This is a genomic window from Streptomyces sp. DH10, from assembly GCF_029813805.1.
GTDB classification, from domain to species: Bacteria; Actinomycetota; Actinomycetes; order Streptomycetales; family Streptomycetaceae; genus Streptomyces; species Streptomyces coeruleofuscus.
The window spans coordinates 1-22,157 of record NZ_JARVKU010000025.1; the positions used below are offsets into that span (position 1 = coordinate 1).

Here is a 22,157-nt window from a genome sequence, read left to right on the forward strand (position 1 = left end):
GGGCCACCCGATCTCTCCGGTGGCCCGCCGCGGGCGTGGGGAGTGGACGGTGCGTCAGCAGTCCGGAACGCCGGCGATCTTCTGGCCGCCCCGGATGTACAGGTTGTTCACCCAGGCGACGTCGCTGCCCGAGAGCTCCATGACGGCGGTCCACCAGTTGTTCGTGCCGACGGCCGGGTCGTGCACGGTCTGGCCCTGCTTCTGGCAGATGGCGTCCGCCCACCACTGCGAACGGACTGCGAGCCGCGGCGAGTTGGTGGTCGGCTGCTGGCGCAGGTTGACGTCGGTGGCCCAGATGTAGACGTCGGTGAGGGTCGGGTCGCCGCCGTTGGCGACGGCCGGTGCCGCCTGGGCCGTGGTGGCGAGGCCGCCGACGGCGAGTGCGGTCACGGCGAGGCCCAGGGCGGTACGGCTGATCATTCGCTTCATGTGTCTGTCCCCCGTAGGACGATGGTGAGGATGGTGTGGCCGGAAGTGGTCATGATCCGGGTCAGCAGCGCGCCGAGGCGGGCAGGTTGCCGTACTCGTTGCCCTTGAGGTACACGGCGCTGACGTAGCCCTCGAGGAGCTTCACCCAGACGTCGTTGCTGTAGCCGTTGTCGGTGATGCGCTCACCGCGGGTCCAGCAGTAGGCGCCGAGCGGCTGGCCCGCCTGGACGGTGGCGAGGATTCCGTAGGAAGTGCCCGGCCCGTAGCGGACGTTGACGTTCTCGTACGGTACGACCGCGTACGGCGCGGCCATGACGCGGGCGGTGCCCGCCTCACCGGTGGCGGAGGCGGCTGCCGTCCCCGCGGTGAGCGGGCCGAGCAGTGCGAGCGTCCCGGCGCCGACGAGCGCGGCCCTGGCGAAGATGCGAGTGGACATGTGTCGAGTTCCCCCTGAGGTGTGGCCGACGCTCAGAACTGTAGGGAGAGCGGGGGTGACGCGGTCCCTGACAGTTGTCAGGGTCGTGCGGGACAACAGGGGTACGGGCGAGGGTACTTGGACCGCCGGGCGTGGGCGGCGCGATACGGCCGAAAACCGCTCGACGAGCACGGCCAGGTCTGCCTACGATCCTCCGCGCGGCATCGCGTGCCGGTCACCGTCCGGGTGAGGCATGGAGGCGCCGCGGAGATGCCCGTGGAGGCATTCAACCGTGTCAGTCGAGTTCAATCACACCATCGTCCTGTCCCGTGACCGGGAGAAGTCCGCTCGTTTCCTCGCGGAGATCCTGGGTCTGGAGGTCGGGGCACCGGCCGGGGTGTTCCTGCCGGTGACGACCGCCAACGGTGTCACGCTGGACTTCCTCACCATCGACGCCGACATCCCCATGCAGCACTACGCGTTCCTCGTCTCCGAGGACGAGTTCGACGAGGCCCTCGCCCGGCTCGTCGCGGCCCGGGTCCCCATCCAGGCCGACCCGCACGGCAACCACCCGCGCAAGATCAACCGCAACGACGGCGGCCGGGGCGTGTACTTCCTCGACCCGGCGGGCCACGGCCTGGAGATCCTCACCCGTCCGTACGGCACAGACCCGTCCTCGCCGCTGAACGGCGTCACGGAGGACGTGCCCGGGGCCGTCTGATCCGGTCCGGGCCGGGGGTCGGGGGCGACGCCGCTCCCGCCCCCGGCCCGGCCGATCGGGGCGTTCAGCCGCCGTCCTTGAGTGCCAGGGGAGCCGGCTCGGGGCCGGTGTCCGGTGTGTGGTCGCGGCGGGGGAGCAGGGCGGGGGTGAAGAGGAGAAGGACGCCGGCGAGGGCGATGGCCGTACGGGGGCCGGTCAGGTGGGCCAGCAGGCCCCACAGGGCGGTCACGGCCGCCGTGGTGGCCTTGCCGGTGGCCGACCAGGCGGACAGGGTGCGGATGACCCGGTCCGCAGGGGTCCGTTCGAGGCGGTACGTGGCGAACACCGGGTTGAACACGGCACAGCAGGTGATCAGCCCGAACTCGACCATCATGACCAGCGCCAGCCCGGCCGCACCGGGGCCGGTGAAGGCCAGCCCGAGCGACCAGCACGCCCGCAGCGCCCCCGCGCCGAGCATGACCCGGTGCCGTCCGAATCGCGTGACGAGCCGTGGTGCCAGGCGCGACCCGAGCAGACCGCCCGTGCAGGGCACCGCGAAGGCGAGCGCGTACTGCCAGGGGGCGAAGCGCAGATCATCGACCATCAGGACCATGAGCGGGGGAGAGGCCGCCATGATCAGGGAGTTGGCGAGGACCGTGTTGAAGAAGAGCGGGCGCAGCGCCGGGTCGGCCAGGATGTACCGCCAGCCGTCGAGCAGGTCGCCCGCCCGGGGCCGGGTGGAGCCGGACGCGGACCGCACCGGGAGTTTCTCCTGGCCGCCGATCGCCCGGAGACCGAACGCCGAGAGCAGATAGCTCACCGCGTCGGCCACCACGGTCGTCACCGGACCGAACAGCCCGATCGCGGCACCGCCCAGCGGCGGCCCGACCATGCTGGCCGTCCAGGACGTCGCCTCGAACCGCCCGTTCGCGACGAGCAGGTCCCGCCGCGGCACCAGCCCCTTCAGGAACGCCCCGGCCGCCGCGTTGAAAGTGATGTCGGACGCCGCGACGACCACCGACACCAGCAGCAGCTGGCCGAAGCCCAGCCGGCCGAGGGCGTACGCCACGGGGATGCTCAGCAGCACCGCGCACCGGAACAGGTCCGTCGCGATCATCACCGGCCGTTTGCGGCGGACCTCCACCCACGGCCCGAGCGGCACCGACACGGCCGCGCCGACCGCCGGTCCCACCGCGGCCAGCAGCGACACCTGCGTCGGTCCCGCGTCCAGCACCAGGACCGCCATCAGCGCGAAGGCGTCGAACGCGAGCCAGGTGCCGGCCGTGCTGACCGCGTACGCGCCCCACAACCATCCGAACCGCCGCCCCAGCGACCGCCTGCCCGCCATACCCGGCGCACACTCCCAGCTCCCGCGGACAACCCGGTGTTGACCGGCAGCCATCCAAGCGGGGACCGGGACGCCCGGGCAAACAACCGTCCGTCACCCGAGCCACAACCAACCGTTGTGACACGAAGGCACGGGCGGTCAACCCGTAAGCCGTCTCAGCGCTGGTAGAGCCCCACCAGCGTGCCGTCCGCGATGCGGCGCTTCTCGACCTCCTCGTGCACCTGGTCCGCGCGGGGCGCGTCGGGCAGGACGCACGGTTCGGACAAGGCGTAGAGCCGGAAGAGGTAGTGGTGGGCGTCGTCCCCGGGCGGGGGATGCGGACCGCCCCAGCCGTGCTGCCCGTAGCCGTTCACGAGTTCCGTGCCGCCCGGTGGGCAGTGCCCGGCCTCGACGCCGTCGCTGTGCGGGTCGATGCCGACCACGACCCAGTGCGCGAAAGTGCCCGACGGGGCGTCGGGATCCTCGCAGAGCAGGACCAGTTCGGCCGCGTCGTCCGGTACGCCGCTCCAGGTCAGCGGCGGAGAGACGTTCGGTCCCTCGTACGCGTACCGGCGCGCGATGAAGGAGTGGTCGTTGAACGCGTCGCTGCGCAGTTCGATGCCGGTCATGCGCCCCGGAGTACCCCCGCGGGACCCGGACATGCGGTTCGGGACCGATCGCCTCGGGTACCCGTGAGCCGTCGGAGATAGGGGATGGAGGATCACGAGGATGTCTCCCCTGGCAGAAGACTCAGCGGCACAGCCCCGGGAGGACCGCCGTGCCCCCGCGCGCACCGCACGGCTGCGCAACCGCATCCCCGAACCGGACGAGGAACCCGACCTCCTCGGCCAGTACCTCACGCAGATCGCGGCGACACCGCTGCTCACGGCGGAGGACGAGGTCCGGCTGGCGCGGCGGATGCAGGCCGGCGTGCGGGCGCTGGAGGAACTGGAGCAGGCCGACGCCGGTGAACTCGATCTCTCGCCGGAGCGGCGCCGGGAGCTGGAGGAGGCCGCCCGGGACGGGCAGGCCGCCAAGGACCACATGGTCCGGGCCAACCTCCGGCTCGTCGTGTCGATGGCCAAACGGCACGCCCACCGCGGGCTGCCCCTGCTGGACGTCATCCAGGAGGGCAATCTGGGGCTGATCCGGGCCGTGGAGAAGTTCGACCACACCAAGGGCTTCAAGTTCTCCACGTACGCGACCTGGTGGATACGCCAGGCGATCGAGCGGGGCCTGGCCGCGCACGCGCGCACCGTGCGGCTGCCGATGCACGTCGTCGAGCAGCTCCAGAAGGTGGCCAAGATCGAACGGCGTCTGCGACTGGACCTGGAACGGGAACCGAGCATCGAGGAGGTGGCCCGGGAGAGCGGCCTCGCCGCCGACAGGATCGGCTGGCTGCGCCGCGTCGGCCGGGAGGCCGTCAGCCTCGACACGCCCGTGGACGAGACCGGCGAGACCGTGGTCGGCGACCTCATCCCCGACACCGAGGTGCTCCAGGCTCCGGAGGTGGCCGAGTACCAGGCCCTCGCCGAGGAACTGCGCGAGGCCGTCGGTACGCTGGCGCCCCGCGAGGCCATGATCCTCAGCCTCCGTTACGGCCTGCACGACGGCCACACCCGCACCCGCGAGGAGGTCGCCCGCCGCGTCGGCCTGACCCGCGAGCGGGTACGCCAGCTGGAGAAGCAGTCCCTCGCCCGGCTGCGGGCGCCGGAGAACCGGGAGCGGCTGGTGGCTTGGGCGGGCTGACTTCCCGGCTCATGGGGTGATGCCGGACAGGGACCGGTCTGCGGGCACATGCGGAGCTGCCGGACCGGCAGACCGAGTCGCCACCGGTTCCATCCGGTTCCACCCGTTCCACCGGTTCATCCGCGCGTCACCGCCAGCGAGCCGTCCGGCTCCAGCGTCACCCCCACCCCGCCGCTGATCCGGTCGAGCGTCGTCCGCAGCCACGCGCGGTCCGCCCGGGACGCGGGCTCCAGCCGCATCCGGCGCGCCCGCAGCGGAACCATGCGCAGCCCCGCCAGCCGCCCGCTGTCCGCCTCGACCGAGGCGAGGAACGCCAACCGCAGGTCGTCGCGGTACTCCTCGTAGCCGGTGATGCCCTCGTAGTCGTCGACGAAGTCGCCGCAGCCGTACAGGATCAGCCGGTCCCGGTACACCTCCAGCGGGCGGGGGTGGTGCGAGGAGTGGCCGTGGACGACGTCGACCCCGCCGTCCACCAGGGTGTGCGCGAAACGGACCTGTACGCGGGGCACGCGGAACCCCCAGTTCGTGCCCCAGTGCACGGACACGAGCGTCAGGTCACCGGCCCGGCGGGCCCGCCGCACGTGCCGCAGCACGGAGTCGGCCACGGCGGGCGAGAGTTCGGGCACGTACGCCACACCGGGCCGGTCCGCCGTCGCCGCCCAGCCGGGCGGGATGCCGCTGGAGCGCACCCCGAGGGCGAGGACCAGCAGCCGGCGGCCGCCCGGGAGGGGGACCTCGGCGGGTGCGTACGCCTGCTCGGCGGCACGTCCCGCCCCCGCCGTCCGCAGCCCCGCCCGGGCCAGCGTGTCCAGGGTCTCCAGCAGGCCCGGGCGGCCGAAGTCCAGGACGTGGTTGTTGGCGAGGACGGTCACGTCGGGCCGGGCCACGGCCAGGGCGGGCAGGTTGGCCGGGTGCATCCGGTAGTGGATCTCCTTGTCCGGGGCGAACGTGTCGCCGGACGTCACCGACGTCTCCAGGTTCACGATCCGGGCGTCCGGGGCGGCCTCGTCCAGCACCCGCAGCGCCTCGCCCCACGGCCAGGACGGATCGACGGGCGCCGGCACCGGGCCGTGCGCCGACTCAGCCAGCCGGACGTAGGACCGTGCGTCCTCGACGTACGCCTCCCGCAGTGCCGGATCACCGGGGTGCGCCAGAATCTGGTCGACGCCGCGCCCGAGCATCACGTCACCGCACAGGAACAGCGTCACGACGCCGCCGCCCACACCTCCACGGTAGGGGCACCCCGGACGGCGGGGTCAGGCGTCGACCGTCACCGCGCACGACCACCCGTACGGTCCCGGCCCGATCCGCAGCTCGTCCCACGCCACCGCCCTCGGGACCGCCCCGGTGATCTCCACGTCCTCGAGGCCGGTGACCGCCAGCCGTACGTCCAGGCCGCCGTCCGCCTCGTCCGCCTCCACGTCGACCGGCACCTGGCCGTACTCCTCCAGCCGGAAGATGATCTCGTCCAGCAGTGAGGCGAGCAGGTCGTCGTCGCTGGCCTCGGCCAGCCGCACCCGGTCCACGGCGGTCGGACGCACTCCGGAGACGTCCGCGAAGCACTCCACCATCGCCAGGACGGCTTCCGCCAGACAGTGCTCCCGGCACGCCGCCCACGCCTCGATCCGGATGTGCTCCGGATGCGGCACCGCCCGGTGCCCGCACTCGCCCGCCTGCCGTCCCTGCCCGTCGTCGCCCCTGTCACCGCCCATGAACATCGACTGCCCGAGGCTGCCCCAGCCATGCAGTGACCGGCCCGCCGGTGGATCAGACGGGCTCGTCCGCGAGGTACGGCGGCGCCGGGTCGTACTGGATGTAGCGCCGCACCGCCCGCGCGTGGTCCCGGCCGTGCAGCCGCCCCACCAGCCACAACGCGCTGTCGATACCGGCCGAGACGCCCTGGCTGGTGACCAGGTTGCCGTCCACGACGTAGCGGACGTCCCGGACGACCGTCACGTCGCCGCGTGCCTCGAGGGCGTCCTCCTGGCTCCAGTGCGTGGCCACCCGCCGCCCACGTGCGGTACCCGCGGCGTGCAGCAGGAACGTGCCGGTGCACACGCCGTGCACCCACGCGGCCCGCTCCGCCGTCTTCCCGATCCAGTCGGTGACCACCGGGTTGTGCAGCTGCGCCTCCCGCGCGCCCCGGCCGCCCGGGACGTGCAGCACGTCCAGCGGCGGGTGGTCGTCGAGGGTGTGGTCGGGCAGGACGCGCAGGCCCTTGTTGCAGCGCACGGGGCCGGGGTGCTCGGCGACGAGCACGGCCGAGTCGGCGCCGTCGCGGAGCATGGCGGAGACCGTGAAGACTTCCCAGGGCCCCACGAAGTCGAGCTCCTCGGCGTCCTCGAAGACCAGCAGGCCGTATGTCGTCATACGGGTTCCCCTTTCTGTGAGACTTGGGTGAGCGTTGCTACGTGACGTGGTGCGCGTCGGCGGGTTCGGCCGTGGAGCGGAAACGGGCGCGGTAGTCCGACGGCGCGATGCCGAGCCGGCGGTGGAACGTGCGGCGCAGGGTCTCCGCGGTGGCGAAGCCGTAGCGGCGGGCGATGGCCTCGACCGGTTCGTCGCCCTCGGTGAGGGCGAGCTGCGCCGCCTCGACGCGCACCCGCTCCACGTAGGCGGCCGGTGGCACGCCCAGTTCGGCGGTGAAGCGGCGCTGGAGGTGCCGTGGACTGAGCCCGGCGTGCGCGGAGAGCGCGGCGATGTCGTGCCGGGCGCCCGGATCGGCGTGGATCGCGGCGACGGCGGCCCGCACCGGGTCCGTCGCCGGCTGCCGCGACCACAACGCCACACTGAACTGCGACTGGCCGCCCTGCCGGCGCAGGAACAGCACCAGCTGCCGGGCCACCGCGTGCGCGACGTCCCGGCCCAGGTCGTCCTCCACCAGGGCGAGCGCCAGATCCATACCGGCCGTCACACCGGCCGACGTCCACACCCGCCCGTCCCGGACGAAGATCGGTTCGCAGTCCACCCGCACCTCGGGGTGTTCCCGGACCAGCTGCTCCTCGCGGGCCCAGTGCGTGGTGACCCGGCGTCCGTCCAGCAGCCCCGCCGCCGCCAGCAGGAACACCCCGCTGCACACCGAGGCCACGCGCCGGGCACCGGCCGCCGCGGCGGCGATCCAGGAGACCAGCGCCTCGTCCTGCCGGGCCCGGTCGACACCCCGGCCGCCGACCACCACCAGCGTGTCGATCCCGGCCGGGCCGAGGTCCGCCACGCCGTGCTCGGCGTGCACGAGTAGCCCGCTGCCCGACCTGACCGGCCCCGCACGGGGCGCCACGACCTCACAGGCGTAGTCGTCGCCCGCGCTGCGGAACACCTCGTGCGGGCCGGTGAGGTCGAGCGGCTGGAAGCCGTCGAAGACGACGAAGACGATACGGCGATCGGTCACGCCTCCACGCTCCTCCGGCCCTCGGCATGGCGTCAACGACACACATCCCACAGATCGCGCCACGCGGGAGACGGGACGGCTGCCGAAGTGTGGGTAGCCGGGCGGAAGGACCGGGCAACCGTGGTGCGATCCGCCCCGGATACCCGGTAATTGGGGGAGAGGAGGCCTCCGATGATCTCCCAGACGGTCACCGTGCCCGCCGACGGTGCCGCGCTGACCGGCGATCTGACCGTGCCGTCGGCCGCCCGCGCGGTCGTGCTGTTCGCGCACGGCAGCGGCAGCTCCCGGCACAGCCCCCGCAACCGCGAGGTCGCCGCCGGCCTGCGCACCGCCGGACTCGGCACCCTGCTGATCGACCTGCTCACCGAGGAGGAGGAGCGGCTGGACGTCCGCACCGCCGAACTCCGTTTCGACATCCCCCTGCTGGGCCGCCGGCTGGTGGCCGCCATCGACTGGCTGGCACAGTCGCCCGGCACTCAGCGCCTGCCCGTCGTCCTGTTCGGCGCCAGCACCGGCGCGGCCGCGGCCCTGGTCGCGGCGGCCGAACGCCCCGACCGGGTGCCGGCGGTCGTCTCGCGCGGCGGGCGGCCCGACCTCGCGGGCGACGCCCTGGACGCCGTCCGGGCTCCGGTCCTGCTGATCGTGGGCGGCCGGGACCAGCAGGTGCTGCGGCTCAACGAGGAAGCGGCCCGGCGGCTGCACGTCCCGCACACCCTCCACGTGGTGCCCGGCGCCACGCATCTGTTCGAGGAGTCGGGCGCGCTCGGCCAGGTCACCGAGGTGGCCCGGCAGTGGTGCCACGACCAGCTGAGGACCGCGGCGGGCTGACGGCGGCCCGCGTCAGCCGGTCACCGGCAGATCGATGCGCAACCGGGCGCCCTGCCGCAGCAGTTCCCGCTGCACGAGCCGGTACGGCACACCCCGCGGACCGTGCCCGTGACGCACGGTCAGCGCGGCGCACACGCCGGCGGCCTGCCCGGTCGCCATCGCGATCGGCATGACCCGGTACGAGGAGTGCGCCACGTGCGTCCCCGAGATGCAGCGGCCCGCCACCAGCAGCCGCTCCGTGTCCTTCGGCACGAGGCAGCGCAGCGGGATGTCGTAGAAGCTGCCCGCGGGCACCCGCTTCAGGACCGTTCCGGAGCCGCGCGGGTTGTGGATGTCGACCGGGTAGGCGCCGTGCGCGACGACGTCCGGGAAGCGCCGGGCGGCCAGGATGTCGTGACCGGTGAGGTGGTAGTCGCCGATGACCCGCCGGGTCTCCCGGACGCCGATGTGGGTGCCGCTCTGCGCCACGTACGACTCCTCGAAGCCGGGCACCCTGGTGCGCAGGAAGCGGTCGATCTCCGCGAGCTGGCGCCGGGCGGTGTACTCGGCCCGGGTCAGGTCCCACACGCTGGTGCCGAGCACCCTGTTCACGCGGGTGCTGTTGACGCTGACCTCGCGCGGATGCGGCGTCGCGAAGAACAGGATGTCCTCGCGCGGCAGCCGCAGATCACCGTCGGCCCGGGCCTCCTCGACCAGGTCCCACAGACCGTGCACCCCGCGCCACTGGTCGGGGTGCTCCCGCACGTACTCCGCGAAGTCGGGCCGCGCGAAGTCCGCGACCCGGAACATCAGCGTCATCGGCTGCACCAGCCCGTCCTCCGGCCGGCCGATCTCGTACGGCGCCCCGCAGGCCGCCGCGACGTCGCCGTCGCCCGTGCCGTCCACGACCACGTCGGCGTCGATCACCACCGGCCCCGACTTGGTCTCGAACACCACCCGCCAGCCGTCGTCCAGGCGCAGCGCGGTGGAGGCGAAGGCGTGGAACAGCATCCGCACGCCCGCCTCGTCCATCATCTCGAGCAGGACCAGCTTGAAGAGCTCCGGGTCGAAGGGAACCGTGTATCCGGTCCTCGGGGAGGGCTTAAGACAGCCGCCGCGCCCCATGAGCCGGTCCAGCAGGTGCCACAGCACGCCCTGGACGACCGGCTCGCCCTCGCCGTGGTCGGTGGGCAGCAGCCGGGCCTCGTCCCCGGACTCGGTGAACGTGGCCTGTTTGTGCTCGTTGTGGAACGACATCAGCGGCATGACCAGGGCCGCGGTCGCGTTGCCGCCGAGGAAGCCGTAGCGCTCCACCAGGACGACCTCGGCCCCGGCGTCGGCCGCCGCGACCGCGGCGGCGAACCCGGCCGGGCCGCCGCCGACCACCAGGACCTGCGTCCGGCCGCCGTGCTGGGCGGGCCGTTCGGGCAGGGTGACCGTGCGGGGCTCGCGCGGTTCTTGCAGGATCGGCATCGGTGTCCTCCCGCGGGCGGGGCCTCGGCGTCGGCGTCACACGCCCAGCGGACGGGGTTCGGCAGTGGGCGGATTCGGTGGTTCTGCCTGGGGGTCCAGAAGGGGAGCGGTGTCGACGGCCGTCTCGATGCCGCCGTCGACCTCGTCCAGCAGGACTCCGCAGCGGGCGCAGGTCTCCAGCGCCTGCGTGGACAGGTCCTGGACACGGGAGTGCAGCTCCTCCCGGCGCTCCGGGTATTCGTCCCACAGGCGGTCCACCTCCGCCAGCAGCAGCCCGGCCTGCTCCCGTGCCACGCCCACCAGGGCCGGAGCCCCCATCCGGCGTGCGAAGTCGAAGACCTTGCCGGAGTAGGGCAGTGGCAGCACCGGCAGCCCGGAGAGCGCCGCGAAGATCACGAAGTGCAGCCGCATGCCGACCGCCAGGTCCAGGTGTCGCATGAAACCCAGAACCTGCCCCGGGCTGTACGAGCCGTGCAGGATCCGCCCCTTGTCGGGAGCGGTCATGTGGGACAGCACGGCGTGCGCGTGCCGCACGTCGTGCCGTTCCATCGGCAGGAACACCACGTGCGCGTCCAGCCGGCGGACGAGGAAGTCGGCGACGTCGGCGAGCAGCGCGTGGTAGTCGCCCTCGTCCAGCTTCTCGGCCGCCCGTCCCGGCTCCCGCACCGACATCCCCACCAGACGCGATTCGGTGGGCACACCCTCGTGGCGCATCATCTCGTCGGTGAACGGCTCCGGCTCCAGCAGCAGCGCCGGATCGGCGGTGACGACGACGTCGCGCTCGACACCGACCTCCTCCAGCACCAGCTTGGACTCCTCGTCCCGCACGACGACGTCGTCCATGTCGGCCAGCACCGTGCGCACGGCCTCCCGGTCGTCGGCCTCGCGCAGCGGGCCGGCGCCGATGGCGTAGGCGAAGGTACGGATGCCGCGCTCCTGGGCGGCCCGGACGAGGCGCAGATAGCGGCGTGCCTCACCGTCGAAGAGGAGCCCGCCGCCGCCCAGGACCAGCATGTCCAGCGAGGCCAGCGCGTCCAGGACGTGGTTGCGGCTGACGCCCTCCCAGTCCACCACCTCGTCGGCGGTCGGATGATGCACCCGGGTGTGCTCGGCGTTCCGGCTGAAGACGACCAGCCGGGCCTCGGGCCGCTGGGCGCGCAGACAGTGCAGGACACAGGTCAGGATCGACTCGTCGCCGATGTTGAAGCCGCCGTACGAACCCAGCACGCCGATGCGCGGGCCCGGCCGGGCGGTCAGCGGATGAGAAGGGGCAGTGGTCATCCGGGTGCTCCCGTCGCGTCGGACTCTGCTCAGTGGCCTGGTGTGCCGGTCGTGCGGAGGGGGCCGTGCCGTACGTACGGTTCGTGCGTGCGCACGGTCCCGGGTTGCCTGCGCCGCACGCCCGGAAACACCCCGCGTTCCGAGTGTGACGGAGGTCCGGAAGGTGTGCATTGTCCGGTAGGCGAGGTGTGCATCGTCCGGTGGGCGGGGGGTACGCGGGAGCCGGACCGGCCGAGGGCCCTCTCCGTGCGGGAAGCAGAGGTGACCGTCATGCGGTTCCGTGATCGCCGGCAGGCCGGCGGGGAACTGGCCGAAACACTGCGCGTACGGCAACGCGAGGGGGCGCTGCCCGATCCCCTTGTCCTCGCTCTGCCCCGCGGCGGGGTCGCCGTGGCGCGGGAGGTCGCCGAGGCGCTGGACGCCCCGCTCGACGTGCTCGTCGTACGGAAGATCGGCGCGCCCTTCCAGGAGGAGCTCGGCGTCGGCGCGATGGCCGGGGACGAGGTGCCGCTCCTCGACGAGGACGCCATGCGTCACCTGGGCCTCCGCGAGGCGGCGCTCGAGCCCGTCATCGAGCGGGAGCGCGCCGAACTGCGTCGCCGCGAGGCGCTGTACCGGCAGGGCCGCCCCGCCCCCGACCTGCGGGGACGAACCGTGATCGTGGTGGACGACGGCCTGGCGACCGGTTCCACGGCCCGGGCCGCGCTGCGATTCGTCCGCCGTCAGGAGCCCGAACGGGTGGTGCTGGCCGCGCCGGTGTGCTCCCCGGAGGCGGCCGAGCTGATGAGCGCCGAGGCCGACGAGGTGATCTGCCTGCACCAGCCGGCCGCGTTCATGGCCGTGGGCCTCTGGTACGAGAACTTCGACCAGTTGACGGACCGGGACGTCCTGGAAGCCCTGCACGCCCAGCTGTGACCAAGTGTTCACCTTTCAGGTGTGGCGGAAATCAGCCACGACGGACAACGATGTCCCATCCCCACACCTGTAACAGGAGCACCAGTGAACGTCTCGCTTTCCGTGTGGCTGCTGACCGTGGCAGCTCTGTGCCTGCTCGTCGCCGTCGACTTCTTCGTCGGCCGCAAGCCACACGACGTGTCCGTCAAGGAAGCCGGGACGTGGACGGTGGTGTGGATCGTCCTGGCCGTGCTGTTCGGGCTGGGGCTGTGGTACTTCGGTGGGAGCGGACCCACGGGTGAGTTCTTCGCCGGTTACATCACCGAGAAGTCGCTGAGCGTCGACAACCTCTTCGTGTTCGTCCTGATCATGGGGAAGTTCGCGGTGCCCTCGCAGTACCAGCAGCGGGTGCTGATGGTCGGCGTCCTGATGGCCCTGGTGCTGCGGGCCGGTTTCATCGCGGCCGGCGCGGCGATCATCACCGCCTTCTCCTGGGTGTTCTACCTCTTCGGCGCCTTCCTGATCTGGACCGCGTGGAAGCTGATCCAGGACGCCCGCAAGCAGGATCACGAGGAGGAGTACCAGGAGAACAAGCTGCTGAAGATGGCGGAGCAGCGCTTCGGGGTGGCCGACCGCTACCACGGCACCAAGCTGTTCATCACCGAGAACGGCAAGCGGATCATGACCCCGATGCTGGTCGTGATGCTCGCGATCGGCTCCACGGACGTGCTGTTCGCCCTGGACTCCATCCCCGCGATCTACGGGCTGACGCAGGACCCCTACATCGTGTTCACGGCCAACGCCTTCGCCCTGATGGGCCTGCGCCAGCTGTACTTCCTCATCGGCGGCCTGCTGAAGAAGCTGGTCCACCTCTCCTACGGCCTGTCGATCATCCTCGGCTTCATCGGCGTGAAGCTGGTGCTGCACGCCCTGCACGAGTCGGGCGTCCACGTGCCCGAGATCAGCATCCCCTTCTCGCTGACCTTCATCGTGCTGGTGCTGGCCGTCACCACGATCACGAGCCTGCGCGCCTCGAAGAAGCAGGAGGCCGAGGCGACGGAGCGGGTCACCGGGTCCCGCTAGGTTCTCCCCACCGGGGCGTCAGACGACGCCGTCCGCGCGCAGGGCCGCCACCTCCTCCTCGGTGCGGCCCAGCTCGGCGAGGATCGACCCGGTGTGCTCACCGACCGCCGGCACGGGATCCATCCGGGCGGGCAGGCCCGCGAGGTCGGCCGGCGGGAGCAGGGCCTCCACCGTTGCCCCCGGCACCCCGACCTCGGTCCAGCGGCCGCGGGCTGCCAGCACCGGGTGGTCCAGGAACGCGGCGACGTCGTTGACCCCGGCACAGGCGATGCCGATGGCCTCCAGGTCCTTGAGGATCTCCTCCGAGCCGGAACGGGCGATGCGGGCCGCGACGATCGTGCTGAGCTCCTCCCGGTGGGCGACGCGGCCGGAGGCGGTGGCGAAGCGCGCGTCGCCGACCAGCTCCGGCCGGCCGAGGAACTCGGCGCACAGGGCCGCCCACTCGCGCTCGTTCTGGATGGAGAACAGCACCTCCTTGCCGTCGGCGGCCTCGTACGTCCCGTACGGCGCGATCGTGGCGTGCTGGGTGCCGAGGCGCGGGGGCTGGGTGCCGCCGTGCCGGGTGTAGTAGGCGGGCTGGCCCATCCACTCCGCCAGCGCCTCGAACAGGGACACCTCCACCGGGTGGGCCTCGCCGGTGACGGCGCGGGTGTACAGGGCCGTGAGGACGCCGCTGTACGCGTACATCCCGGCGGCGATGTCGGCGACGGAGATCCCGGTCCGGGCGGTCCCCTCCGGGGTTCCCGTCAGGGACACCAGACCGGTCTGGCACTGCACGAGCAGGTCGTAGGCCTTGCGGTCGGCCCAGGGGCCGGTCGTGCCCCAGCCGGATATCGTGCACGGGATCAGACCGGGGCGGCGGCTGGTGACGGTGGCGGCGTCCAGGCCGAGGCGGCCGGCGGCGCCCGGGGCGAGGTTCTGTACGAACACGTCGGCGCCGTCGAGGAGTTCGTGCAGGATCTCGCGGCCCCGCGGATCCTTGAGGTCCAGCGTGAGGGACTCCTTGGACCGGTTGAGCCACACGAAGTAGCTGGAGTGGCCGTGCACGGTCGTGTCGTACCGGCGGGCGAAGTCGCCGCCGCCCGGCCGCTCCACCTTGATCACACGGGCGCCGAGGTCGGCGAGCTGCCGGGTGGCGTAGGGCGCGGCCACGGCCTGCTCCAGGCTGACCACCGTGACCCCGGCCAGGGGATACCGCTGCACGCTCATGCCTCATGCTCCTGAACCTCGTACCGGACGGCGCCCGGACAGTCTCTCCCAGCAGGACGGCGGCGGCTGAGGATCCCTAAGCTCGGGCCAGCTGCCGCATCGCCAGCGCCAGTTGCAGCCGGAGCCGGCCCTGCGGGGTGCGCACCGGCCAGCCGAGCACGTGCTCGGCGTGGGCCAGCCGGTCCTGGAGCGTCGAGTGGTGGACGTTGATCTCGGCGGCGGCCGCCCGCAAGCTCGCCGTGTACGCGACCGCGTGCAGCGTCGCCGGCAGCCAGGGGGTGGTCGCCGCGGCCGTCTCCAGGGCACGGACGTCGGGCGGCGGTTCGGCACCCGGTACGACGAGATCGGCGAGGAGGGCGATGCCGCCCAGCTCGTCGGCGTACACGACCCGCGGCCCGGGGTCCTGCGGCGTGCCCTCGGCGGTGAAACGCACGGCGGTACGTGCCTCGGCCCACGACCGGGGCAGCTCCAGCACGGGAACGGCGGGCCCGACGCCGAGCCGTCCGACCGCACCGGCCTCCGCTCCGGCGGGTACGACTCGTGGCCGGTCGTTCAGCGGGGCGAGAGCCCGGGCAGGGACCGTGGGATCCAGGCCGAGGCGGCGAGCGGCATGCAGCCGGGCCGGTTCCGGGGCCGTGCCGTCGAGGAGGGTCTCGACCAGCGCCGGATCGTCGGCCGGGGCCCGCCCGCGCGTGCGGTCGAGAACGAGCCGTATGGCACCGGCGGCACGCTCGAGAATCACCGCGTCGACGACGCTGGGCGCGACCCGGACGGGCCCGACTCGGCCGACGCGGGACATCACCCCGCCCCGGTCGGTGTCGACCACGCCAGCAGCCGCCCTGACACGGTCCGCGTCCACGGCGCCTGCCGCCGATCCGCCAGGGGCCGCGCTCATGACGCGGGGCGCGGTCCTCGGGCGGTCGGGGTCCGCGCCGCCCGGGGCCGACCCGGCAGGGGCGGGGTTCGCGGCGGCGGAGGCGGTCCCGGCATGGTTTGTGGCCAGGGCGTGAGCCGGTGTACCGGCATGGTCGGTGTCGGTGACGACGGGTCCAGGCCTGAGGCGGTCGGGGTCCGCGCCGCCCGGGGCCGACCCGATAGGGGCGGGGTTCGCGGCGGCGGAGGCGGTCCCGGCATGGTTCGTGGCCAGGGTGTAGGGCGGTGTCCTGGCATGGTCGGTGTCGGTGACGACGGGTCCAGGCCTGGCGCGGTCGGGGTCCGCGCCGCCCGGGGCCGACCCGATAGGGGCGGGGTTCGCGGTGGCGGACGTGGTCTCGGCATGGTTCGTGTCCAGGGTGTGGGGCGGTGTCCTGGCATGGTCGGTGTCGGTGACGACGGGTCCAGGCCTGGCGCGGTCGGGGTCCGCGCCGCCCGGGGCCGACCCGATCGGGGCGGGGATCGCGGTGGCGGACGTGGTCTCGGCATAATTCGTGGCCAGGGTGTAGGGCGGTGTACCGGCCCGGCCGATGTCGACCACGCCGGATTCAGCCCCGGCAGCGTCCACTCTGTCCGGCGCCGACCCGGCAGGAGCAGCCTTCTCGGCGCCCGGCGCGGGTCCGCCAGAGGCAGCCTCCGCGCCCCCTGGCGCCGCCCCCGCGCGGGCGGTGTCGTCCACCTCATGCGCCGCCCCGGCCCGCTCCAGCCACAGTGCCGCCGTGGCGTTCGGGGTCAGGCGGGCGGACGGCCACGTGGGGTCGGGTGGCGCCTCGGTGTCTCGCCTCGTGCCGTCGGGCTCCACGCGGACGTGCACGCGCCGTTCGGGGTCCACCAGCCGGGCCGGGCAGCCGGCCAGTACGGCGGCACCGCGTACGAGTGCCTCCACACCGGCCCTGGACTCGGCCAGACGGTCGAAGTAGGCGATGACCCGGACAGCCGCACCGGCATCCGGATCGAGCGCGGTCAGGCGCCCGGCCAGCTCTTTCATAGGCCCATGGTGCGGCATGCGGCCGCCGAGCGGACCCGGCATGCCGCAGCGCAGCCGCTGGGGACGGTCAGCCGGGCCCGTGCGGCAGGAGCCGGAGTGGAGCCAGGGCGAGCGGCGGGCGCTTCCCCGGCTGCCTGCCGGACTCCCCGCGCGTCACGCGCTCAGCAGCCTCCGCAGCCAGCCGACATGCGCCGCCCGCGCCGACTGGGAGAGCGCCGCCTGAGGTGCGAAGCCGTCGAAGCCGTGGAAACCGCCGGGCCACACGTGCAGCTCCGCCACGCCGCCGGCCTGCCAGATGCGGGAGGCGTAGGCGACGACCTCGTCGCGGAAGGTCTCCGCGGAGCCGACGTCGAGGAACGCCGGGGGCAGTCCGGACAGGTCCTCGGCACGGGCCGGAGCCGCGTACGCCGGTACGTCGGGGCCGCCGCGCCGCGAGCCGAGCAGCGCGGTCCAGCCGGTCTCGTTGGCGGTGCGGTCCCACACCCCGAGGCCCGCCATCTGGTAGGTCGACGGCGTGTCGTTGCGGTCGTCGAGCATCGGGCACATCAGGACCTGCCCGATCGGCTGCGGCCCCTTGCGGTCCCGCGTGAGCAGGGCCAGGGCCGCGCACAGCCCGCCGCCCGCGCTGGCACCCGCGATGACGATCCGCTCGGGGTCGGCACCGAGCTCGGCGGCGTGGTCCGCCGTCCACAGCAGCCCGGCGTACACGTCCTCGATCGGCGCGGGATACGGATGCTCCGGCGCCAGCCGGTACTCCACGGACACCACCACCGCGTCCAGCGCCTGCGCCCACGCCAGCGGGACGTCGACGCCCACCCGGCTGTTCCCGATGACCATGCCGCCGCCGTGCACGTGGTAGATGACGGGCCGTGCCCCGGCGCGCGCCGGAGCGGTCGGCCGGCAGATCAGCAGCGAGATGTCGGGTTCACCCTGCGGCCCGGGCACCTGCCGGTCCTCCACCTCGAATGCTCCGCCCATCGTCAGGTCCAGATCGGCCAGCATCTGTATCCCCGGGCCCTGGCGCACCTCGGCGATCTCGTCCAGGGTGAGCCCCGGGCTGATCATGTCCTTGATCAGTTCCAGCGCTCCGGCGAGTTCCGGGTCGAACGGGGGCGGAACATGCGTCATGACGTCTCCTCGTGTGAGGTCGCGGCGGCTCGTGCTGCCATGATCTGTCCCGTCGTGCCGGACCCGGGCGCCGCCGTCCGGCGGAACCTCCCCGCCGTACGGCGGGTGCCGCCCCGGTGGCGGGCGAGGGCCACGGCCGTGAGCGCCGCGACCAGCGCGCACACCCCCAGCCACCCGAAGCGGCCGTACGCACGCATGCCCAGCCACGAGCCGACGGCGCCACCAAGATACGCACAGGTCATGAAGGCGGTGGTGAGCCGGCTGCGCACCTCGGCGCGCAGCGCCTGGATCCGTACCGTGTTGGCGACCATCCCGGACTGCATGCCGACGTCGAGCAGCAGCGTGCCCACGACCAGGGCCGCCACCCCCGCCGCACCACCGGCCCCGCCGAGCGCCAGTACGGCGGCCGAGACGCCCACGACCAGGAAGCACACCCGGTTGACCGCGTCCGGCCCCCGCCGGTCGACCTGGCGGCCCGCGACCGGCGTGCACACCATCGTCACCGCGTTGACCAGTGCGAGCAGTCCCACGGCTCCCGTCCCCATGCCGTACACCGGCCCGGTGAGCAGCAGCGCCATACCCGTCCACACCGCGGAGAAGCCCGCGAACACCAGGGCCTGGTACAGACAGGAGCGGCGCAGAGCGGGCTCCGTGCGCAGCAGCCGCGGCGGCTCGGCCAGGAGCGCGCAGTAGCCCTGGGAGGAGGGCGGGGACGTCAGCGGAAGCAGGCGCGCGGACAGGGCGGCCACCGCCAGGGACAGCACGGCGGCCAGGACGTACGGCGCCCGCCAGCCCAGCCAGTCGCCGAGCGCGCCGGCGACGGTGCGCGACAGCAGCATGCCCGCGAGGGAGCCGCTCAGCAGGGTGCCGCCGGTGACACCACGCCGCTCCTGAGGCACCAGGCCGGCCGCCAGCGGGCCGGCGAGCGGTGCCACCACCGTCGTCACCCCCACCAGGGCACTGGCGCAGGCCAACGGCACCAGCCCCGGCGCGGCGCTCGCCGCGAACAGCCCGAGGCCGGTCAGCGTGAGGAGTGTGACCAGCAGCGGGCGGTACGGCAGGCGGTCGCCGAGCGGGACGAGCAGACAGATCCCGGCCGCGTAGCCGAACTGCGTCGCGGTGACGACGCCGGCGGCCGCGTCGGGCGAGACGCGCAGCCCGGACGCGATCAGCGGGCTGAGGGCCTGGGGAAAGTAGACATTGCCCACGGCCGCGCCGCAGACGAGCGCCAGGGCCAGGATCACCCGGGGACTCGCGCCCGGGTCCGCTGTAGGCTGCCGCTGATCGTGATCCGTCATGGACCGAAGTCCACGCCATGGCCGGGCGGTTGCCAAAGGATGTAGCGGGGGCCTTAATGATCAGCTTCCGGCTCGACGCCGCGGACCTCGCCGACACCCGCTTCGCGATCTCGCCCCTGCGCGAGGTGATGGGCAGCCTCCGCGCCCTGCGCGCCCCCGCCCTCTACCCCCTGCACGTCCGCTGGCGCGCCGCCGTACTCGAGAGGCTCGACCCGGCCGACGCCCGGCTGCTCGCGGCCCTCGTGGGCGACACCCTGGCCCTGCCCGACTTCCTGACCCCCAGGCCGGCGTCCTTCGCGCCCACCCTCGACGAGCAGCTGACCGTCGTACGCGCCACACCCGCGCAGACCGTGCGCCGTGACCTGCTCGCCGCCCACGCGCCCAGGCCCCTGCCGACCGCCCTGCGGGCTGTCACCGCGCCCGGTGACGCTCCCGTCGCGGAGCTGCTGGAGGAGCTGCGCGCACTCCTGCGGCGGTACTGGGAGTCGGCGCTGCTGCCGTCCTGGCCCCGGATGCGGCTGGTCCTGGAGGCCGACATCACCCACCGGGCACGGCAGTTGGCCACCGGCGGTGCCCGGCTGCTCTTCGCCGACCTGCACCGCAACCTGCGCTGGGACGACGGGGTCCTGCGCGTCGACCGGATGCGCGGACGCCACCACGTGGACGGCTCCGGACGCGGACTGCGCCTGGTGCCGTCCCTGTTCGCGCACCAGCCGGCGCCCCCGGTCAGCGCCGCGGAACCGCCGATGCTCGCCTATCCCAGCCGGGGCGCCGCCACTTTGTGGGAACCGGAGCCCGAGCCGGACGCCCCCGCCCTGACGGCCCTGCTCGGCGCGCCCCGCAGCACGCTGCTGCGGCTGCTGGCCGAGCCCCTGCCGACGGTGGAGCTGGCCCGGCGCCTCGGCGTGACCCCGAGCGCCGTGTCCCAGCACCTGCGCGTCCTGCACGCGACGGGCCTGGTCACCCGCGCCCGCGACGGCCGTCGTGTCCTGTACCGGCGTAGTCCGCTGGGGGAGCGGCTGGCCCGGCACGGCAGAGCCTGAGTACTCCCGGGCACTCAGCGGCTCGCCGTGCCCGACCGAGCCGGAGCCGACCCGGACGGCGGCCTGCTCCGCGAGACGACGCGCATGCCGCCGCCGTCGACGACCCGGACCTGGAGCGAGCCGCATCCGCAGCGCGTCCACTCCGTGCGGCCCGACGCGGTGGTGTGCCGGGACAGCACCTGGAACGGCTCGCCTCCGTCCGGCCAGCCGCAGTGCGGGCAGACGGTGCTGGTGGTGCTGATCATGTCTTGACTCCTCGTGCGTCGTGGCTGGTTGACCGTCGCGACACAGCCAGGGTGCGTCGGAGCCTCCGTACACGTCCAGGTTGACTTTGTGGACGTCATTGTGAAGCGTGGACTTCATGATTGACCTGCGCCGACTGCACGTCCTGAGGGCGGTCGCCCACTACGGCACGGTCACCGCGGCCGCCCGGGCCCTGCACTTCACCCCGTCCGCCGCCTCCCAGCAGATCCGGCAGCTCGCCCGTGACCTGGACGTCGACCTGCTGGAACCGCAGGGACGCGGAGTCCGCCTCACTCCGGCCGCCGAGAGCCTGCTCGCGCACGCCGACGCCATCCAGGCCCGCTGGGACCAGGCGGAACTCGATCTGCGGGCGGACCACGGGGCGCCGTCCGGGGTGCTGCGGGTGACGGGCTTCCCCGTGGCCATCTCGGTGCTGCTGGCGCCGATGGCGGCCCGGCTGGGGGAGCGGCACCCGCGGCTGTCCGTACGGATCACCGAGGCGGGCGTCCTGGAGAGCTTCGACCTCCTCTTCGAGAGTGACATCGACCTGGCGATCGTCGAGTCCACCCCGCACAACCCGCCGCTGAGCGACACGCGGTTCGACCAGCAGCCGTTGCTCGACGACCCGTTCGACCTGGTCGTCCCCGGCGGGCACCGGCTGGCCGGGCGGGCCCGGGTCGATCTCGCGGAAGCGGCGCATGAGCCGTGGATCGCGCCGGTGGAGGAGAGCGCCTGCCGCCCGCACGTCCTGTCCGCCTGCGGCGCGGCCGGTTTCACCCCCGACGTGGTCCATCACGCCCTCGACTGGAACGTCGCCGCCCACCTCGTGGCCCACGGGCTCGGCGTCGCCCTCATCCCCCGCCTCGCGCAGCTGACGCCACATCTCCCGATCACCCGGGTGCGCTGCGAAGGCAATCCCCACCGCAAGCTCCTGACCTGCACCCGCGGCGGCGGCCACGCCCGCCCGGCGGTGGCGACGGCCCTCCGGGAACTACGGGAACTGGCCCCCACGGCGGTCGCCTGAAGCGCTGAGCAGCTCAGGGGCGCTGAAGCCCCGGCCCCTTCACCGCCCGGGCGCTCCCACCCGCAGCGCGTCCATCACGAGGTCCAGCAGGCGGTCGGCGCGTGGTTGCCAGTCGGTGTGCGGGTCGATCGTCCAGAGGCCGCCGACGGCCAGGAAGAGATCGTCCGCGGTGATGCCCGGGCGGATGGTCCCGGCCTTCTCGTTGGCACGGAGGAGGAGTTCGGCCGCCTCGGTCAGCGGGGTGGGGGCCGGCTTCGCCGGCTTCCCCGGCGCGCCGGTGGCCTGGCGGATCGCGTCGGCCAGACCGGCCTTCGTCATGGCGAACTGCGCGCAACGGTCCAGCCACTCGCGAAGCGCCCGGTCGGGTTCCCGGCTCGCCAGCAGCGGTGCCGCGGTGTCGGCGACCTGCTGCATCTCGTGCCGGTAGATCTCCAGGACGAGCGCCTCACGGCTGGGGAAGTGGCGGTAGAAGGTCCCCTGCCCGACACCCGCCTTCTTGGCGATCGCGCTCAGCGGGGCGTCCGCCGCACGCGTCAGTTCCACCAGTGCGACTTCCAGGATGCGCTCGCGGTTGCGCTGCGCGTCCGAGCGCAGAGGAGCATCCTTCTTGTGCCGCACTCGTCCTCCTCGCGGTCCTTGGCCGAAACCCGGTCCTTGTTAAGCGGACAGTTGTCCGTTACGTTTCCGGGTAACGGACAACTGTCCGCTTGCCCCATCGTATCGGCGGGACGCCCGTGCGGACAGC

Annotated in this window: 23 protein-coding genes and 1 pseudogene; 7 read left to right on the forward strand and 17 right to left on the reverse strand. The window is 73.2% G+C overall.

Going from position 1 to position 22,157, the window contains the following annotated elements:
• Nucleotides 1-54 precede the first annotated feature (54 nt).
• Together QC385_RS36360 and QC385_RS36365 are read right to left on the reverse strand one after the other, a co-directional pair.
• Nucleotides 55-429, reverse strand: coding sequence for a peptidase M23 (locus tag QC385_RS36360; RefSeq protein ID WP_279545659.1), 375 nt, complete (start codon nucleotides 427-429; stop codon nucleotides 55-57).
• A 61-nt stretch (nucleotides 430-490) separates the two neighbouring features.
• Nucleotides 491-865 carry an SH3 domain-containing protein gene (locus tag QC385_RS36365; RefSeq protein WP_279545660.1) on the reverse strand — a complete coding sequence of 125 codons (375 nt, stop codon included), beginning with the start codon at nucleotides 863-865 and terminating at the stop codon, nucleotides 491-493.
• Nucleotides 866-1,136: 271 nt separating this feature from the next.
• Between QC385_RS36365 and QC385_RS36370 the strand changes: the two genes are divergently transcribed.
• Nucleotides 1,137-1,565 carry a VOC family protein gene (locus QC385_RS36370; RefSeq protein WP_279545661.1) on the forward strand — a complete coding sequence of 143 codons (429 nt, stop codon included), beginning with the start codon at nucleotides 1,137-1,139 and terminating at the stop codon, nucleotides 1,563-1,565.
• Between the two features lie 64 nt (nucleotides 1,566-1,629).
• Here the strand turns inward: QC385_RS36370 and QC385_RS36375 are convergent, their stop codons facing one another.
• On the reverse strand, nucleotides 1,630-2,892 hold the full coding sequence (locus QC385_RS36375) for an MFS transporter (RefSeq protein WP_279545662.1): 1,263 nt from the start codon (nucleotides 2,890-2,892) through the stop codon (nucleotides 1,630-1,632).
• A 155-nt stretch (nucleotides 2,893-3,047) separates the two neighbouring features.
• Nucleotides 3,048-3,500 carry a YbhB/YbcL family Raf kinase inhibitor-like protein gene (locus tag QC385_RS36380; protein WP_279545663.1) on the reverse strand — a complete coding sequence of 151 codons (453 nt, stop codon included), beginning with the start codon at nucleotides 3,498-3,500 and terminating at the stop codon, nucleotides 3,048-3,050.
• A gap of 100 nt (nucleotides 3,501-3,600) precedes the next feature.
• Here QC385_RS36380 and QC385_RS36385 point away from each other — a divergent pair, with 100 nt between their 5' ends.
• On the forward strand, nucleotides 3,601-4,620 hold the full coding sequence (locus QC385_RS36385; RefSeq protein ID WP_279545664.1) for a sigma-70 family RNA polymerase sigma factor: 1,020 nt from the start codon (nucleotides 3,601-3,603) through the stop codon (nucleotides 4,618-4,620).
• Nucleotides 4,621-4,736: 116 nt separating this feature from the next.
• Here QC385_RS36385 and QC385_RS36390 read toward each other — a convergent pair whose 3' ends face one another.
• From QC385_RS36390 to QC385_RS36405, 4 genes are read right to left on the reverse strand one after another with little or no spacing between them, the layout of a single operon-like run.
• On the reverse strand, nucleotides 4,737-5,843 hold the full coding sequence (locus QC385_RS36390; protein WP_279545665.1) for a CapA family protein: 1,107 nt from the start codon (nucleotides 5,841-5,843) through the stop codon (nucleotides 4,737-4,739).
• A gap of 33 nt (nucleotides 5,844-5,876) precedes the next feature.
• Nucleotides 5,877-6,332, reverse strand: coding sequence for an archease (locus QC385_RS36395; protein ID WP_279545666.1), 456 nt, complete (start codon nucleotides 6,330-6,332; stop codon nucleotides 5,877-5,879).
• 55 nt (nucleotides 6,333-6,387) lie between these two features.
• The gene (locus tag QC385_RS36400; RefSeq protein ID WP_279545667.1) at nucleotides 6,388-6,990 is read right to left on the reverse strand and encodes a DJ-1/PfpI family protein; all 603 of its coding nucleotides are present in this window, start codon (nucleotides 6,988-6,990) and stop codon (nucleotides 6,388-6,390) included.
• A gap of 37 nt (nucleotides 6,991-7,027) precedes the next feature.
• A complete protein-coding gene (locus QC385_RS36405; protein WP_279545668.1) occupies nucleotides 7,028-8,008 on the reverse strand; it encodes a GlxA family transcriptional regulator in 981 nt (326 codons plus the stop codon).
• 171 nt (nucleotides 8,009-8,179) lie between these two features.
• Between QC385_RS36405 and QC385_RS36410 the strand changes: the two genes are divergently transcribed.
• Nucleotides 8,180-8,836, forward strand: coding sequence for a dienelactone hydrolase family protein (locus QC385_RS36410; protein WP_279545669.1), 657 nt, complete (start codon nucleotides 8,180-8,182; stop codon nucleotides 8,834-8,836).
• Nucleotides 8,837-8,848: 12 nt separating this feature from the next.
• Here the strand turns inward: QC385_RS36410 and QC385_RS36415 are convergent, their stop codons facing one another.
• A complete protein-coding gene (locus QC385_RS36415; protein WP_279545670.1) occupies nucleotides 8,849-10,288 on the reverse strand; it encodes an FAD-dependent oxidoreductase in 1,440 nt (479 codons plus the stop codon).
• 36 nt (nucleotides 10,289-10,324) lie between these two features.
• Nucleotides 10,325-11,569 (reverse strand): polysaccharide pyruvyl transferase family protein, encoded by a 1,245-nt coding sequence (locus QC385_RS36420; RefSeq protein WP_279545671.1) that lies wholly within the window; start codon nucleotides 11,567-11,569, stop codon nucleotides 10,325-10,327.
• A gap of 270 nt (nucleotides 11,570-11,839) precedes the next feature.
• Between QC385_RS36420 and QC385_RS36425 the strand changes: the two genes are divergently transcribed.
• Both QC385_RS36425 and QC385_RS36430 read left to right on the forward strand, forming a co-directional pair.
• Complete coding sequence (locus tag QC385_RS36425; protein WP_279545672.1) at nucleotides 11,840-12,484, forward strand: phosphoribosyltransferase; 645 nt, start codon at nucleotides 11,840-11,842, stop codon at nucleotides 12,482-12,484.
• Nucleotides 12,485-12,568: 84 nt separating this feature from the next.
• A complete protein-coding gene (locus tag QC385_RS36430; RefSeq protein ID WP_279545673.1) occupies nucleotides 12,569-13,546 on the forward strand; it encodes a TerC family protein in 978 nt (325 codons plus the stop codon).
• 18 nt (nucleotides 13,547-13,564) lie between these two features.
• Here QC385_RS36430 and QC385_RS36435 read toward each other — a convergent pair whose 3' ends face one another.
• The 5 genes and pseudogenes from QC385_RS36435 to QC385_RS36450 form a co-directional block, all read right to left on the reverse strand.
• Nucleotides 13,565-14,755: a CaiB/BaiF CoA transferase family protein gene (locus QC385_RS36435; RefSeq protein WP_279545674.1), complete on the reverse strand. Its 1,191-nt coding sequence runs from the start codon at nucleotides 14,753-14,755 to the stop codon at nucleotides 13,565-13,567.
• Between the two features lie 76 nt (nucleotides 14,756-14,831).
• Nucleotides 14,832-15,995, reverse strand: a complete 1,164-nt coding sequence (locus QC385_RS44370) for a helix-turn-helix domain-containing protein (protein ID WP_443033082.1) — start codon at nucleotides 15,993-15,995, stop codon at nucleotides 14,832-14,834.
• Between the two features lie 378 nt (nucleotides 15,996-16,373).
• Nucleotides 16,374-16,676, reverse strand: a pseudogene (locus QC385_RS44375) (helix-turn-helix domain-containing protein); the annotation flags it as partial.
• 153 nt (nucleotides 16,677-16,829) lie between these two features.
• Nucleotides 16,830-17,804 carry an alpha/beta hydrolase gene (locus QC385_RS36445; protein WP_279545675.1) on the reverse strand — a complete coding sequence of 325 codons (975 nt, stop codon included), beginning with the start codon at nucleotides 17,802-17,804 and terminating at the stop codon, nucleotides 16,830-16,832.
• Nucleotides 17,801-19,102 (reverse strand): MFS transporter, encoded by a 1,302-nt coding sequence (locus QC385_RS36450; protein WP_279545676.1) that lies wholly within the window; start codon nucleotides 19,100-19,102, stop codon nucleotides 17,801-17,803. The genes QC385_RS36445 and QC385_RS36450 overlap by 4 nt, the downstream gene beginning before the upstream one ends.
• Nucleotides 19,103-19,158: 56 nt before the next feature.
• Between QC385_RS36450 and QC385_RS36455 the strand changes: the two genes are divergently transcribed.
• Complete coding sequence (locus QC385_RS36455) at nucleotides 19,159-20,145, forward strand: ArsR/SmtB family transcription factor (RefSeq protein WP_279545677.1); 987 nt, start codon at nucleotides 19,159-19,161, stop codon at nucleotides 20,143-20,145.
• 14 nt (nucleotides 20,146-20,159) lie between these two features.
• Here QC385_RS36455 and QC385_RS36460 read toward each other — a convergent pair whose 3' ends face one another.
• Nucleotides 20,160-20,390 carry a hypothetical protein gene (locus QC385_RS36460; RefSeq protein WP_279545678.1) on the reverse strand — a complete coding sequence of 77 codons (231 nt, stop codon included), beginning with the start codon at nucleotides 20,388-20,390 and terminating at the stop codon, nucleotides 20,160-20,162.
• 116 nt (nucleotides 20,391-20,506) lie between these two features.
• Between QC385_RS36460 and QC385_RS36465 the strand changes: the two genes are divergently transcribed.
• A complete protein-coding gene (locus QC385_RS36465) occupies nucleotides 20,507-21,412 on the forward strand; it encodes a LysR family transcriptional regulator (RefSeq protein WP_279545780.1) in 906 nt (301 codons plus the stop codon).
• A gap of 39 nt (nucleotides 21,413-21,451) precedes the next feature.
• Here QC385_RS36465 and QC385_RS36470 read toward each other — a convergent pair whose 3' ends face one another.
• Complete coding sequence (locus QC385_RS36470) at nucleotides 21,452-22,030, reverse strand: TetR/AcrR family transcriptional regulator (protein WP_279545679.1); 579 nt, start codon at nucleotides 22,028-22,030, stop codon at nucleotides 21,452-21,454.
• Between the last annotated feature and the right edge of the window lie 127 nt (nucleotides 22,031-22,157).

Excerpts from the sequence above, each read along its gene's own strand:
- QC385_RS36360 (WP_279545659.1), bottom strand. The coding sequence starts at position 429 with ATGAAGCGAATGATCAGCCGTACCGCCCTGGGCCTCGCCGTGACCGCA.
- QC385_RS36365 (WP_279545660.1), bottom strand. The coding sequence starts at position 865 with ATGTCCACTCGCATCTTCGCCAGGGCCGCGCTCGTCGGCGCCGGGACG.
- QC385_RS36375 (WP_279545662.1), bottom strand. The coding sequence starts at position 2,892 with ATGGCGGGCAGGCGGTCGCTGGGGCGGCGGTTCGGATGGTTGTGGGGC.
- QC385_RS36380 (WP_279545663.1), bottom strand. The coding sequence starts at position 3,500 with ATGACCGGCATCGAACTGCGCAGCGACGCGTTCAACGACCACTCCTTC.
- QC385_RS36385 (WP_279545664.1), top strand. The coding sequence starts at position 3,601 with ATGTCTCCCCTGGCAGAAGACTCAGCGGCACAGCCCCGGGAGGACCGC.
- QC385_RS36395 (WP_279545666.1), bottom strand. The coding sequence starts at position 6,332 with ATGGGCGGTGACAGGGGCGACGACGGGCAGGGACGGCAGGCGGGCGAG.
- QC385_RS36400 (WP_279545667.1), bottom strand. The coding sequence starts at position 6,990 with ATGACGACATACGGCCTGCTGGTCTTCGAGGACGCCGAGGAGCTCGAC.
- QC385_RS36410 (WP_279545669.1), top strand. The coding sequence starts at position 8,180 with ATGATCTCCCAGACGGTCACCGTGCCCGCCGACGGTGCCGCGCTGACC.
- QC385_RS36415 (WP_279545670.1), bottom strand. The coding sequence starts at position 10,288 with ATGCCGATCCTGCAAGAACCGCGCGAGCCCCGCACGGTCACCCTGCCC.
- QC385_RS36420 (WP_279545671.1), bottom strand. The coding sequence starts at position 11,569 with ATGACCACTGCCCCTTCTCATCCGCTGACCGCCCGGCCGGGCCCGCGC.
- QC385_RS36425 (WP_279545672.1), top strand. The coding sequence starts at position 11,840 with ATGCGGTTCCGTGATCGCCGGCAGGCCGGCGGGGAACTGGCCGAAACA.
- QC385_RS36435 (WP_279545674.1), bottom strand. The coding sequence starts at position 14,755 with ATGAGCGTGCAGCGGTATCCCCTGGCCGGGGTCACGGTGGTCAGCCTG.
- QC385_RS36445 (WP_279545675.1), bottom strand. The coding sequence starts at position 17,804 with ATGACGCATGTTCCGCCCCCGTTCGACCCGGAACTCGCCGGAGCGCTG.
- QC385_RS36450 (WP_279545676.1), bottom strand. The coding sequence starts at position 19,102 with ATGACGGATCACGATCAGCGGCAGCCTACAGCGGACCCGGGCGCGAGT.
- QC385_RS36455 (WP_279545677.1), top strand. The coding sequence starts at position 19,159 with ATGATCAGCTTCCGGCTCGACGCCGCGGACCTCGCCGACACCCGCTTC.
- QC385_RS36460 (WP_279545678.1), bottom strand. The coding sequence starts at position 20,390 with ATGATCAGCACCACCAGCACCGTCTGCCCGCACTGCGGCTGGCCGGAC.
- QC385_RS36465 (WP_279545780.1), top strand. The coding sequence starts at position 20,507 with ATGATTGACCTGCGCCGACTGCACGTCCTGAGGGCGGTCGCCCACTAC.